Raw genomic sequence first — 12,840 nt, forward strand, 5'->3', positions numbered from 1 at the left:
GAAGGGTCGTGCGATGGGGCGCGAGTTTGCATCGGTGGGCGTGGTGGGGCTGGGCACCATGGGCGCGGGCATCGTCGAGGTCTTCGCGCGCAGCGGGCTCAGCGTGACCGCGGTCGAGGTGAGCGACGGCGCGCTGCAGCGGGGCGAGGAGACCCTCCGCGGCTCGATCGACCGCGCGGTCAAGCGGGGCAAGCTCTCGGCCGACGACCGCGACACCCTGCTCGGCCGGGTGACCTTCGCCGTCGGCCTCGACGCGCTGCACGACGCCGACCTCGTCATCGAGGCCGTCCCCGAGCGCCTCGACCTCAAGCAGCGGCTTTTCGCCGAGCTCGACCGGGTCTGCAAGCCCGAGGCGATCCTCGCCACCAACACCTCGAGCCTCTCGGTCACCGAGATCTCGGTCGCCACGGGCCGGCCCAACCAGGTCATCGGCATGCACTTCTTCAACCCGGCGCCGATCATGAAGCTCGTCGAGGTGGTCCGCACGGTGGTCACCGCCGAGGACGTGGTCACCGACATCGAGGCCCTGTGCGCCCGGCTGGGCAAGGTCGACGTCACGATCAACGACCGGGCCGGCTTCATCGCCAACGCGCTCCTGTTCGGCTATCTCAACCAGGCCGTGTCGATGGTCGAGGCGAGGTATGCGTCGCGCGAGGACATCGACGCCGCCATGAAGCTGGGCTGCGGCCTGCCGATGGGGCCGCTCGCGCTGATGGACCTCATCGGTCTGGACACGGCCTACGAGATCCTCGACACCATGTATCGGCGGGGTGGCCGCGACCGCCGTCACGCCCCCGTGCCGCTCATCAAGCAGATGGTCACCGCCGGCCTGCTGGGGCGGAAGTCGGGCCGGGGCTTCTACACCTACGAGAAGCCCGGCTCGCCCGTCGTGGTGCCCGACGAGTTCACGCCCCGCGGCGACGCCGAGGCGGGCACGGCCGCGCGCACGGTCGCCAAGGTCGGCGTCGTCGGCTCGGGCACGATGGCGACCGGCATCATCGAGGTCTTCGCCCGGGCCGGCTTCGAGGTCGTCTCGGTGACCCGCGGCGCCGAGAAGTCCGCCGCCGTCTGCGAGACCCTGAAGACGTCGCTGAACAAGGGCGTGGTCCGCGGCAAGCTGACCGAGGAGCAGCGCGACGCGGCCATCGGCCGGGTGACCTGGTCGGCGACCCTGGAGCACCTGTCCGACGTCGACCTGGTGGTCGAGGCGGTGGTCGAGGAGCTGTCGGTCAAGAAGGCCCTGTTCGCGTCGCTCGACGAGATCTGCAAGCCGGGTGTCGTCCTGGCCACCACCACGTCGAGCCTCCCGGTCATCGCCTGTGCGGTGGCGACCGAGCGCCCCGCCGACGTGGTCGGCCTGCACTTCTTCAACCCGGCCCCGGTCATGGGCCTGGTCGAGGTGGTTCGCACGATCCGCACGTCCGACGAGACGGTCGCGACGGCCCAGGCGGTCTGCCAGGCGCTGGGCAAGCACGCGGTGGTCTGCGCCGACCGCTCGGGCTTCGTGGTCAACGCGCTGCTGTTCCCCTACCTGAACGACGCCGTCAAGATGGTCGAGGCCTCGTATTCGACGGCCGACGACATCGACCACGCCATGAAGCTCGGCTGCGGCTACCCGATGGGCCCCTTCGAGCTGCTCGACGTGGTCGGCCTGGACGTGTCGCTGGCCATCCAGCGCGAGCTCTACCTGGAGCTCCGCGAGCCCGGCTTCGCCCCGGCCCCGCTCCTCGAACACCTGGTGACCGCCGGCTACCTGGGTCGCAAGGTGACCCGCGGCTTCCGCGACTACTCCAAGCGCTGACCTCCCCGTCCGCCCGTCCTGGGCTGCTGTTGGGCTCGGTCAGCAGTGGTGGGGCGCCGGTAGGGTGAAGGTATGAGTCCCCGCCGCAACCACTCGCGCCGCGACGACGAGCCGGAGCCGCTCGACGTCGAGCGGCTGAAGCGTGGGGTCGGGGGCGTGCAGGCGTGGAGCGACGGGGATTGGCAGGTTCGGAACATTCCGGCGGGGGCGGCCGTCAAGGCGTACCGGTGCCCGGGCTGCGACCAGGAGATCGCCCCCGGCGTGCCGCACGTGGTCGCCTGGCCGGCCGACGGGCGGGGCGACCTCGGGGATCGGCGGCACTGGCATGCCGGGTGCTGGCGGGCCCGCGATCGGCGCACGCCCAACGTCCAGCGCTCCCGCAGCGCCCCCCGCTACGGCTGACCGCGACCCGGTCCGCCGCGGACCGCCGCGGTTGGACGAGGGGAGTGCCGACGGAGGCGGCGGCATCCCCGTGCGATGCGTCCGGTGGGTCAGGTGCGGTTGGCGGGCTGGGTGTCCGGCTGGGCCGGGGCCGCTGAGATCGGGGACGGCAACGACGGGGCCGGGATCGTGGGCGTCGGGGACGGCGCCGGGGTGGGCCAGCCGGCCAGCCACGTGGCCCGCTGGCGCCAGACCTCGCGCCAGCTCTTGCCGGCCAGGGCACGCAGGAGGACGCCCGCGGAGAGGAGGAGGCGCGCCGTGCGGGCGCGGGCGGACGGCCAGCGGAGGCGGACGTACGTCGTCTTGCCGCGCAGGACCATGATGCGCTTGTTCACCGTGCTGGAGGCGGCGCCGCCGACGTGCAGGAGCTGGGCGTCCGGGACCAGGAACGGGCGGGCGCCGGCCTCGCGTGCCCGCGCGCTGAGGTCGATGTCCTCGCTGTACATGAAGTAGTCGGGCGTGAAGCCGCCGAGCTGCTCCCAGAACGGGCGGTCGATGAGCAGCAGGCAGCCCGACACCGCGGGGACCTCGCCGCCGATCGCGCGCTCCAGGCCCGGCAGCTCGTCCGGGTTGAAGCGCGGCGACTTGCGGAAGACCGACGACAGGGCCGTCGCGAAGCAGACGTAGCCCCACAGGCTGGGCAGCGCGTGGACCGAGTGGCCGTCGTCGGTGCGGTCGGCGCGCAGGGTGCGGCCGGTGTAGATGCGGTGGTCGGGGTGCGTTGCCGCGAACTCGACCAGGGTGCGGATCACGTCGCCGATCGGCTCGGTGTCCGGGTTGATGAGCAGGATCCAGCGGCCGCGGGCGTACGAGGCGCCCAGGTTGACCGCGTTGCCGAAGCCGACGTTCGTCGGGTGCTGGATGACGCGCACCTCCGGGTACGCGTGCTGGATCGCCGCCGCCGAGTTGTCGGTCGACGCGTTGTCGACCACGATCACCTCGATCGGGACCACCGTGCCCGCCTGCAGAGCGGCGAGGTTCTTGAGCGTGTGTTCGCGGGTGTTGTACGAGACGAGGACGACGCTGACGAGCGGGTCCTGCTTGCTGGTGTTCACTGCGAGACTCCGACGCTTGTGCGGGTGGACGAGTCGTGGCCCCAGCCGACCTGGCTCCGGCGGGCGGCACGCGAAGCAGCGAAGGTCAGAGCGACGTAGCCGACGGCCGCCGGCAGAAGCCAGGGCCGGGGAAGGACCACGTCGCGCAGCCACGAGGAGCGCGCCGCCGGGCGGGCGGCACCCGCGGCGCGCAGGGCCGCATTACCCGCGCGCACCCGGGCCAAACGTCGAACCAGGTCGGACGTGCGGCGCGGGGTCTCGACCACGGCCACGACCGCCGGGGTCTCGGCCTTCTCGCCCGGCCCGAAGAGGCCGTCGAGGAACAGGTCGTCGGCGACGACCTCCGGGAAGGCGCCGAAGCGGGCGCGCCCCTCCTCCGACAGCATCGAGATCCCGCGGCCGTAGAGGGCGTTCCGGTACACCGGGAGCCGCCCGTTGATGGCACTGTGCGCCCTCACGAGCAGCGGCCGCCCGCGCGTGTCGAGCTTCCGGCTCGCGGTCACGGCCAGCAACCCCGGCGTCGACGTCAGGAACGCCGCCAGCGCGCGGACGTCGTCCGCGGTCAGCGGGATGTCGGCGTCGAGGTACACCCGCGGAAAACCCACCGCGACCGCGTCGCCGGCATTGAGGGCGGCGGACTTGCCCGGCTCGGGGCGGTCGACCACCCGCACCCCGGGACGGGACGCGGCCACGGCGGCGGTGTCGTCGGTGCAGCCGTTGGCCACGACCGTGATGTCCAGGTCGGGGGCGAGCAGCCCGTCCAGGCAGCGGCCGATGACCGCGGCCTCGTTGTGGGCGGCGATGACAACCGAGATCACGCGAGGCTCCAGGGGAAGAGAGTCAGCGATTGAGCGCGCCCACCGCCGCGCCGCGGGTCGTGCGCGCCGGGTGGGTGAACCGCCACATCGCGCCGGCGGCGCCGAGTTGCAGGCCGAGCACCACGACGAACGTGCTGAACGAGAACGAGTCGAACGTGAGGCCGGTCAGGGCCGCGACGAGCGGGACCGACGCGATCGCCGCGCACAGGTGGCGGTCGACCTCGGTCTCGGCCCGGCGGAACGCGATGATGGCCAGGAAGACGCCGGCGAAGTGCAGGACGACCATGGCGGCGATGCCGAGGTAGCCGTTGTTCATCAGCGTCATCAGCCACTGGTTGTCGAGGTAGCGGTACAGCTCGGGAATGAACGTGCCGGTGCCCCGGCCCAGCCATGGTCGCTCGGAGGCGTACTGGAAGACGACGTCGTAGTCCTCCGTGCGGCCCTTGATCGACGGATCGTCCTCCGCGTTGCTGAACAGCGATCGCAGCGTGCCGAGCAGTCCCGGCCGTACCACGGACAGCACCGCCAGCAGGCCCATCGTCACGACCAGGACGTTGAACCGGAAGCGCCAGTTCCAGGCCGGCCACATGCACACGATGGCGACGGCCACGGCCAGGATGCCGGTGCGGGACAGCGCCAGCGGGATCGACCCGGCGATGACGAGCGTGCAGAGCAGGAACAGCCGGCGCTCGACCTTGCGGGCGGCGTACCGGGCGTAGTGGATGCCCAGCGGGACCGCGAACGCCATCACCACGCTGAACTCGATGTAGTGCCCGGTGGTGCCGGCGACCCGGATCAGGCCGCCCCCGCCGCGGTCGGCCAGGCCGACCAGCTCGCCCTGCAACGTCAGGCCGGGGATGACGATGTTCTGGGTCAGGTCCTTCTTGGTGATGAACTGCAGGATGCCGAGCAGCGAGTTGATGGCGGTGCAGTACACCAGCACCCGCTGCACGTCGTCGAGCCGCTCCCGGGTGGGCACGCCGTCGGCGGTCATGAAGATGATGCCCATGAACGCGAGCGCGCCGAGCAGGGCGCGGTCGGCCGAGTTGGCCTCCAGCGTCGGCATGCCGCGGAACTGGCCGGCGGCATACGACAGCAGCAGCGAGAGCGCGTAGACGACGAACGCCCAGCGCATCGGCTGCGGGCCGACCATGGCCAGCCGCGGGTGCAGCTTCGACAGCAGCCACCAGACGGCCAGCAGCAGCCCGACGAGCAGGCCGGGCCGGCCGACCGAGGTGAGGTCGGGCACCACCAGCCGCGAGGGGAGCAGCTGGATGAGCACGACGATCAGGATCAGCAGCGACGCGGCGTCGACGTGGCTGTGCCGCCGGCGCGACGCGTAGGTGCCTTCGTCGACGAGGACCGGCAGCAGGTCCGGGGACGGGCGGTACGCATTCGGCCGATTCCGCTTCGGCTTGCGCTTGAAGATCCGCAGATCGTCCGGCGCCACCGGCTTCGGTGGCGCCTGCGCGGTGCGGGTCTGCCCGGCCATCGTGCTCGAGGTCAACGCTTCCGCGTCTCGGCGTCCGCGTCCCGGCCCTCACGGCCGGCCCACGGGGTGTTGCCGAGCGGCAGGATGATCGTCGCGTCGTCGGGCTCGACCCCGCGCCGGTCGTCGTCGGGCTCGGCCGACTTGTACGAGACCGTGAGGCCGGAGCCGTTGGTGTCCGTCGTGGCCGGCGCCTTCTTCCCCCTGCCGTTGGTCGTGACCACGGTCGTCGGGTCGTCGGAGACGTTGATCGCCCGTCGTGGCTCGGCACCGTTGACCGGCGCCGGTATCCGGTTCCTGCCGGAGCGGTCGCTGTCGGCGATGACGTCGGTGTCGCCGTCCGGCTCCAGGTCGCCCTGCGCGGCCAGCGCGGCGGCGATCTGGCGGGCCCGGGCCCGGCGGCGCAGGATGTTGTCGCCCACGATCGTCACCGCGGCGGTGAGCAGCAGACCGACACCGACGATGACGACGGCGGCGCGCTTGACCTTCGACGAGACGACCTCGATCGTGTCACCCGGGTCGAGCACCTGCGTGGTGATGGCGCGGCCGGGCTTCGGCTTGTAGCGCGCCTGCATGTTCTCGACCTCTTGGGTGATCTGCTTCTCCAGCCGCTGCACGGCCGCCTTGGCCGCCTCCGGAGTGGCGGCGGTCGCGGTCACCGTGAGGATGCTGGAGCGGTCCTGGGCGGCCACCTCGAACGCGGGGGAGAAGCCCTCCGAGGCGATCTCCTTCTTGGTGGCGTCGGTGTTGAGCGAGATCGACACCGCCGTGGCCATGATGTCCTCGCCGACCTCGACCCAGGTGTTGGTCGAGGCCAGCTCGGCCTGGGTCAGCGGCGTGCGGTCGGCGGGCGGGATGAGCATGATCGTGCCGGTCGACGTGTAGTCCGGTTTGATCGTGACAAGGGCCCAGGTGGTGGCGGCCAGTGTCAGCAGGATCATCGGTGCCATCAGGTACCACCGGCGACCCATGAGCTTGGCGAGATCCCAGAGGTCCACGTCATCCCCTCACACAAGCGCTGGCGCTTGTCACTGTCGGTGCTCTGCCTGACTGACCTCGACGGGTCCGCCGGGCCCAGCTTGCCGAACGATTGAAGTCGTTTTGTACCTGGCCCGGCGGGTCGACAGCAAGTCGTCCCAGAGCCGGACGTAGGCCGCTGCCTGGTGTTCCCAGGCGAGGGTGTTTCGGAACCGGGCCAGCGCGACATTTCGCATCGACGCGCGAGCCACGGGGTCGTCGAGGAGGCGGTGCAGGACGGCGGCGAACTCTTCGGGGGTGCCGTGTTCAACGTAGACCCCCGCGTCTCCGGCGCTGCGGCGGGTCTCCCGCATGTCGACGCCGACGACCGGGAGACCGCGCGCCAGGTACTCGACAGTCTTGGCCATTGTGGACACCTCGGCGTGGGCGCTGCGCGGATCTGGCTGTAATCCGACGGATGCGGTGCGGAGCAGCCGATCGATCTCCTCGACGCCCAGCCAACCGGTGAACTCGACCACGTCGTCGAGCTTCCGTTCGGTGGTCAGTGCCCGCAAACTCTCCAAACATTCCCCGTCACCGGCGACAACCAGCCGCCAGCCCAGCCGGCCGCGCAGCTCGACGAGCTTCTCGGCGGCCAGGATCGCGTTGTCGACGCCGTCCTGCGCGCCGAGAACGCCGAGGTACACGATGGTGTGGTCGTCGACGTCGGCGGGTGCGGCGTCGACCGGCTTGACCTCGCTCGCGGACGGGCCGTTGCGCACGACCACGACCCGCGACGGGTCGCAGCCGCCGCGGCTGATGGCCAGCTCACGGTAGGACTCGTTGGTGGAGACGACGGCCGAGGCGCTGCGCTGCGACCACTTCTCCAGCTTGAGCAGGATCCGGTCCAGGGCGGAGCCGGGGCGGCCCCCACGCGCCTGGTAGACCTCGGGCGACAGGTCGTGGTGGTCGAAGACCCACGGCCGGCCGATCGCGCGCATCGCCAGGGCCAGCGGCCAGAAGACGTCCGGCGGGTTGCAGACCTGGGCCGCGACGGCCTTGTCCCGCAGTACCGCGGCCGCCAGATGCCAGCCGATGCACATGAACGACCAGGCGAACTCGACCGCGAACGAGACGGCGCCGCCGGTCGACTCGTACATCTTGTACGAGCGGATGCGCGCGTCGAGCGTGCCGGGCACCTGCGTGAGCTTCTGCTTGCCCCGCGGGCAGATGACCGTCACCCGGTAACCGGCCGCCTCCAGCGCCTTGACCTCGCGGATGACCCGCCGGTCGCGCTCGACCGGCAGGTTCGCCACCGCGATGACGACGTGGAGACGAGGGTCCTTCTTGCTCACGCTTCTCCTCCGCTGCGCTCCGGACCGCTCACCGCGCTTCTCCTCCGCTTCGCTCCGGACCGCTCACCGTGCCACCGATCGGTTGAAGACCACGCCGACCGTGCGGCAGAGGATCTTGATGTCGTACCACAGCGACTTGTTCTCGACGTACAACACGTCGAGGTCCAGCGCGGCCTTGAAGTCCAGGGTGCTGCGGCCGGAGACCTGCCAGAGACCGGTCATGCCGGGGCGGGCCGCGAAGCGGCGCTCGGCCTCCGGCGGGAACAGGTCGGCCTCCCAGGCCAGCACCGGCCGCGGGCCGACGAGCGACATCTCGCCGCGCACCACGTTCCACAGCTGGGGCAGCTCGTCGATGCTCGTGCGACGCAGGAAGCCGCCGATCGGCGTGATCCGCGGGTCGTTCACGAGCTTGTAGACGCCCTGCTCGCCGCCGTCGACGTCGTCGTTGGTCGTGAGCATCTTCTTGACGAACTCGCGGTGCTGGGCGTCGCTGTTCTTGTTCGACATCGTGCGGAACTTGATGATCTTGAAGGTGCTGCGGTGCAGGCCCAGCCGCTCCTGCCGGAACAGGATCGGCCCGGGGCTGGTCCACTTCACCGCCAGCGCCACCACGATCAGCACCGGCGACAGCGCGATGAGGATGCACAGCGCGGCGAAGCCCTCGACCAGCTGCCGCAGCGAGCGCCGCGGGATGAGCGAGCGGCTGTCGCGGTGGCCCTGGATCAGGCCCCAGCCACTGCCCACGACCCGCAGGACGCGCTGCGGCATCGGGATCTCGATGGTCGCGTCGTCGGCGAGCTCGACGGTGGGTTGCTTGGGAAGGGACGAGATCTCAACGGTTGCGTCGCCAGTGTCGACGACTGAGTCGGGAACAGCCTGGGGCGCTGTCAACAGCGACACCTCCTCACTGCGCGTTGGTGCGACAACGAACGAGCGAGCACATGGAGCCTGCGGGCTTCGACCGGGTGCGGAGCCGATCGGCCCCGACCAGATCAGCTAGACGGTGGCGATCGCCTTCGCGAGGTTGTCCGCGACGTAGGCGATTTCGTCATCCCGCATATGTGGGAAGAACGGCAGGGACAGGATCTCGGTGGCGGCCCGTTCGGCCACCGGCAGGTCGGGCGTACGGTCGGTCAGGTAGGCAAGCTGGCGGTGGCACGGCACCGGGTAGTGCACGCCCGTGCCGATGCCGGCCTCGTTCAGCAGGCCGCGAACGGTCTCGCGGCTCGGGACGCGGACGACCAGCAGGTGCCAGGCGCTGTCCACGCCGGACAACGGCGAGACCAGCGGGATGCCGTGCGCGGCCAGGGCCTCCGAGTAGAGCGACGCGACGCGCCGGCGCTGCACGTTGGCCTCCGGCAGGTCGGCCAGCTTCCGCCGCAGAACCATGGCCTGCAGGGCGTCGAGCCGGCTGTTCCGCCCGATGTACCGGTGTTCGTAGTGGTCCGTTCCCTCGGTGCGGCCGTGGTTGGCCAGCGACCGGATCCGCGAGGCGAGTTCCGCGTCGTCGGTGACGACGGCGCCGCCGTCGCCCCACGCGCCGAGGTTCTTCCCGGGATAGAAGCTAAACGTCCCCGCGACCCCGTAGGACCCGGCCCGGACCTTCTCACCCGAGCCGTCATTCGGGGCGTCGGCGCCGTGCGCCTGCGCCGAGTCCTCGACGACGACCAGGTTGTGCCGCTCGGCGAAGGCGAGCACGTCCGCCGGCGGGACCATGTGCCCGAAGAGGTGCACCGGCATGACCGCGCGCGTGCGCTCGGTGAGCCCGGCCTCCAGCGTCTCCGGCGTGATGAGCAGGCTTTCCGGGTCGACGTCGACGAAGATCGGCGTCGCGCCGGCCGCCGCCACCGCCGAGGCGGTCGCGATGAACGTGTTGGCCGGGACGAGCACCTCGTCGCCGCCCCCGACGCCGAGCGCGCGCAGGGTCAGTTCGATCGCGTCGGTGCCGTTGGCCACGCCGACCGCGTGCGCGGTGTTGCAGAAGGCCGCGTACTCCTGCTCGAAGGCCTCCACCGCCGGCCCGCCGATGAACCGCGAGTTGGCGGCCACGGCCCGGACCTCGGCCACGACCTCCTCGACGATCGACGCGTGGGGTGTGGCGAGGTCGTTGAACGGGATGCGCACGAAGAAGGTCCTTTCCAGCTGGTTCAGCAGATTACGCGAGGACGGCGTCGGAGGCAGCGGTCAGCTGGGCGGTCAGCTGCACGGTCCGGCCGGTGGCCATGGACTCGGCGGCCGCCTCCAGGACCTCCACGACGGCCAGCCCGCGCTGCCCGTCGACGGCCGGCCGGCGGCCGGTGACGGCCGACTCCACGAAGTCGCGGTCGACCTCGGCGAGCGGCTCGGTCATCGGGATGTGCGGCGAGACGATGCCGCCGTAGCGATACGACATCGGCACCGTCCCGTCAAGGGGTGCGCCCTGCACGCCCTTGTCGTAGATGCGGAGCCGGCCCTCGTCCAGCATGTCGTCGTAGACGGCCATCCGCTGGCTGCCCACGACCGTCACGCGGCGCACCTTCGAGGGGTCGAGCCAGCTGACGTGGATGTTCGCGGTCGCGCCGATGTTGCCGTACTCCAGGCGCAGGTAGGCGACGTCCTCGAACGGCGTGCCGGCGTGGCTGGCGCCCCAGGCGCTCACCGCGGTGGGCGTGCTGCCGAGGACCATGTTGATGATCGAGATGTCGTGCGGCGCGAGGTCCCAGACGACGTTGACGTCCGGCTGGTACAGCCCGAGGTTCAGTCGCGCGGTGTCGATGTAGTAGATCTTGCCGAGCTCGCCGCCGGCGACCATGTCGCGCAGGTGCTTCACCACGGCGTTGTGCTCGAAGGTGTGACCGGTGGCCAGCGTCAGGCCGTTGCCATCGGCCAGCGCGACCAGCTCGCGCGCCTCCGCGGTGGAGGCCGTCATCGGCTTCTCCACCATGACGTGCTTGCCGGCCTGCAGCAGCCGCTTGGCCAGCGGCGCGTGCGACCGGGGCGGCGTGGCGATGATGGCCGCGTCGATGAGGTCGATGACCTCGTCGAGGCTGGTGACGCACAGGGCACTGGGATACATCCGGCGCAGCGGCTCGATCCGCTCGGCCTGGGCGTCGATCGCGACCACCAGTGATACGTCTGGTAACGACGACAGCACGCGAACGTGCTTGGCTCCCCAGTAACCGCAGCCGATGACGCCAACCTTCATGACCGACCCTGCTCCCGAAGAAGAAATCATCGCGCGCCCCCCACGGGCAGTCGCCTAGGAACCCTCGCGGATGACGCAGTCGCGAGGCAAGTGGGCTACGGCAATCTCGCCGTGTCGCATTTTTTACAACGCGTCTTTTAACTCAGCATGAAATGCCGCGAGCGCCTTATCAAATCGTCCAACCATGGCAATTCACATATTTGTTACCTTTACCCCGAACCGGACAGCAGTGATCTTTCTTCGCACTGCTCAGGGCGCATGTGGCCCAGGGTTCACTCGTGTTCCGTCAGGTTGGCGCCACCTCGATCGTTCCGTCGGCCAGGACTGGCCGAACGGACGACTAAATAGAGTCTTTAAACCGCTGGACGCCGTTCGGATGGATCATAAACGCACGCGGAAATGTCCCGTCAATTTCTGTCTACATAGTCACAGGGCAGAGTGGCGTGCCAGCCGGGCGCGGCCAGCGGCGGCACTTCGATCTCCACTGAGCCGCCGGATCGTTGCGCGCACGCCACCTGAGCTGATTCAAGCCCGTCATCCCACGCCGGACCGTTGGCCCGGGCGTTGCCCACCCGGAAGTTCACCACCAGCACGACGGCGAACAGCAGCGCGAACACGGCCAGCGGCGTGCCCTCGCCGGTCTCGTGCGGCAGCAGCAGGCTCGCCACGGCGACGAGCAGCAGCAGCGCCGGCGCCACGTTGTAGCGGGGCGTTGCGACGCCGCTCAGCGCCACGGGCAGCACGTAGAGGCCGACGCTGTGCAGAGCCGCGGCCAGGGCGAACCACCAACGGGCCGTCGTGAACCCGCGCCAGGCCAGCAGCAGCACGGCCGCGAGGACCAGCAGGGACAGGCCGGTGAAGATGAGGCTGTGCGTGGTGACCTGGGCGCCGACCCACCGCTCGCCGAAGAAGGTGCTGGGAATCGCGCGGAACACGTAGCCCTTGACGCCCAAGACCGGGGCCGGCGCCAGCCCCTCGCGCTCGCTCTGCCCGGTGAGCAGGCCGAGGACCTGCAACCCGAACGGCACGGCGAAGGCGACGGCCTTCACCACGGCGTAGCGGTCCCGGTGGAACCAGATGATGAAGGCGGCCAGCGGCACGTAGATGGCGGTGAGGATGTCGCTGCCGGCGACCAGCACGATGCCGGCACACGCGAACACCTTGCCGGTCATCGTCGGCGGGCGGGACACGAGGAGCCAGAACAGCAGGTACAGCCCGGTCCAGTGCAGGTTCGCCGGCGAGTTCAGCACGTCGCCCTGCGACATCGGCAGCAGCGCGACCGGGACCGACACGAGCAGCCGGGCGAGCGGCGACGGCAGGTACTCGCCGCTGAGCCGGTAGACGGCGATCGCGAACAGCGTCGTGACCAGCGCGGCACCGAGCGCGAGCGTGGCCGCCGCCCAGCTCGCCGGCAGCGCGGCCGCGATCGCGGCCACGATCCGCGCGACGAGGTGGTAGTAGCCGGCGTACGAGGTGGTGAAGGCGCCGACGCCCTTGTCGACGGCCTGGGTCAGGAAGATCTGCCCGTCCTCGGCCCAGATCGTGTTCAGGGCACCGGCGCCGCCCTGGCGCAGGATGCCGGCCGCCGTCCCCACGACGGCCACAGCGGTGATGCCGAGCGCCGTCCGCCAGGGCCTGGCGGGCGGTGCGGTGGTCGATTGGGCCTGTTCCCGCTCGGTCAGGGCCATCTGCACCAGTTCCTTAGCTTTCCCTCGGGTCGCGGCCTTCGGCTCTTGGCCG

Annotated in this window: 11 protein-coding genes; 2 read left to right on the top strand and 9 right to left on the bottom strand. The window is 70.5% G+C overall.

Features of this window, described 5'->3' with window-relative positions; genetic code table 11:
- The first annotated feature begins 13 nt into the window (after positions 1 to 13).
- Both IEZ31_RS10000 and IEZ31_RS10005 read left to right on the top strand, forming a co-directional pair.
- The gene (locus IEZ31_RS10000; RefSeq protein ID WP_190249497.1) at positions 14 to 1,801 is read left to right on the top strand and encodes a 3-hydroxyacyl-CoA dehydrogenase family protein; all 1,788 of its coding nucleotides are present in this window, start codon (positions 14 to 16) and stop codon (positions 1,799 to 1,801) included.
- Between the two features lie 72 nt (positions 1,802 to 1,873).
- The gene (locus IEZ31_RS10005) at positions 1,874 to 2,203 is read left to right on the top strand and encodes an Rv1322 family protein (RefSeq protein WP_190249498.1); all 330 of its coding nucleotides are present in this window, start codon (positions 1,874 to 1,876) and stop codon (positions 2,201 to 2,203) included.
- An 89-nt stretch (positions 2,204 to 2,292) separates the two neighbouring features.
- Here IEZ31_RS10005 and IEZ31_RS10010 read toward each other — a convergent pair whose 3' ends face one another.
- The 9 genes from IEZ31_RS10010 to IEZ31_RS10050 form a co-directional block, all read right to left on the bottom strand.
- Positions 2,293 to 3,297 (bottom strand): glycosyltransferase family 2 protein, encoded by a 1,005-nt coding sequence (locus IEZ31_RS10010; protein ID WP_190249499.1) that lies wholly within the window; start codon positions 3,295 to 3,297, stop codon positions 2,293 to 2,295.
- Complete coding sequence (locus IEZ31_RS10015) at positions 3,294 to 4,115, bottom strand: glycosyltransferase (protein WP_190249500.1); 822 nt, start codon at positions 4,113 to 4,115, stop codon at positions 3,294 to 3,296. The genes IEZ31_RS10010 and IEZ31_RS10015 overlap by 4 nt, the downstream gene beginning before the upstream one ends.
- Before the next feature lie 22 nt (positions 4,116 to 4,137).
- The gene (locus IEZ31_RS10020) at positions 4,138 to 5,622 is read right to left on the bottom strand and encodes an O-antigen ligase family protein (protein WP_190249501.1); all 1,485 of its coding nucleotides are present in this window, start codon (positions 5,620 to 5,622) and stop codon (positions 4,138 to 4,140) included.
- Positions 5,619 to 6,602, bottom strand: coding sequence for a hypothetical protein (locus IEZ31_RS10025; protein ID WP_190249502.1), 984 nt, complete (start codon positions 6,600 to 6,602; stop codon positions 5,619 to 5,621). The genes IEZ31_RS10020 and IEZ31_RS10025 overlap by 4 nt, the downstream gene beginning before the upstream one ends.
- A 30-nt stretch (positions 6,603 to 6,632) precedes the next feature.
- Positions 6,633 to 7,916 carry a glycosyltransferase family 4 protein gene (locus IEZ31_RS10030; protein ID WP_190249503.1) on the bottom strand — a complete coding sequence of 428 codons (1,284 nt, stop codon included), beginning with the start codon at positions 7,914 to 7,916 and terminating at the stop codon, positions 6,633 to 6,635.
- A gap of 63 nt (positions 7,917 to 7,979) precedes the next feature.
- Positions 7,980 to 8,807, bottom strand: a complete 828-nt coding sequence (locus IEZ31_RS10035; protein ID WP_229834613.1) for a sugar transferase — start codon at positions 8,805 to 8,807, stop codon at positions 7,980 to 7,982.
- Between the two features lie 105 nt (positions 8,808 to 8,912).
- On the bottom strand, positions 8,913 to 10,040 hold the full coding sequence (locus tag IEZ31_RS10040; protein WP_190249504.1) for a DegT/DnrJ/EryC1/StrS family aminotransferase: 1,128 nt from the start codon (positions 10,038 to 10,040) through the stop codon (positions 8,913 to 8,915).
- A 31-nt stretch (positions 10,041 to 10,071) separates the two neighbouring features.
- The gene (locus tag IEZ31_RS10045) at positions 10,072 to 11,100 is read right to left on the bottom strand and encodes a Gfo/Idh/MocA family protein (protein ID WP_190249505.1); all 1,029 of its coding nucleotides are present in this window, start codon (positions 11,098 to 11,100) and stop codon (positions 10,072 to 10,074) included.
- A 407-nt stretch (positions 11,101 to 11,507) separates the two neighbouring features.
- Positions 11,508 to 12,788 (bottom strand): hypothetical protein, encoded by a 1,281-nt coding sequence (locus IEZ31_RS10050; protein ID WP_190249506.1) that lies wholly within the window; start codon positions 12,786 to 12,788, stop codon positions 11,508 to 11,510.
- Positions 12,789 to 12,840: the final 52 nt, after the last annotated feature.

This window comes from Dactylosporangium sucinum (assembly GCF_014647515.1).
Taxonomy (GTDB): Bacteria; Actinomycetota; Actinomycetes; order Mycobacteriales; family Micromonosporaceae; genus Dactylosporangium; species Dactylosporangium sucinum.

Excerpts from the sequence above, each read along its gene's own strand:
- IEZ31_RS10050 (WP_190249506.1), bottom strand. The coding sequence starts at position 12,788 with ATGGCCCTGACCGAGCGGGAACAGGCCCAATCGACCACCGCACCGCCC.
- IEZ31_RS10000 (WP_190249497.1), top strand. The coding sequence starts at position 14 with ATGGGGCGCGAGTTTGCATCGGTGGGCGTGGTGGGGCTGGGCACCATG.
- IEZ31_RS10005 (WP_190249498.1), top strand. The coding sequence starts at position 1,874 with ATGAGTCCCCGCCGCAACCACTCGCGCCGCGACGACGAGCCGGAGCCG.
- IEZ31_RS10045 (WP_190249505.1), bottom strand. The coding sequence starts at position 11,100 with ATGAAGGTTGGCGTCATCGGCTGCGGTTACTGGGGAGCCAAGCACGTT.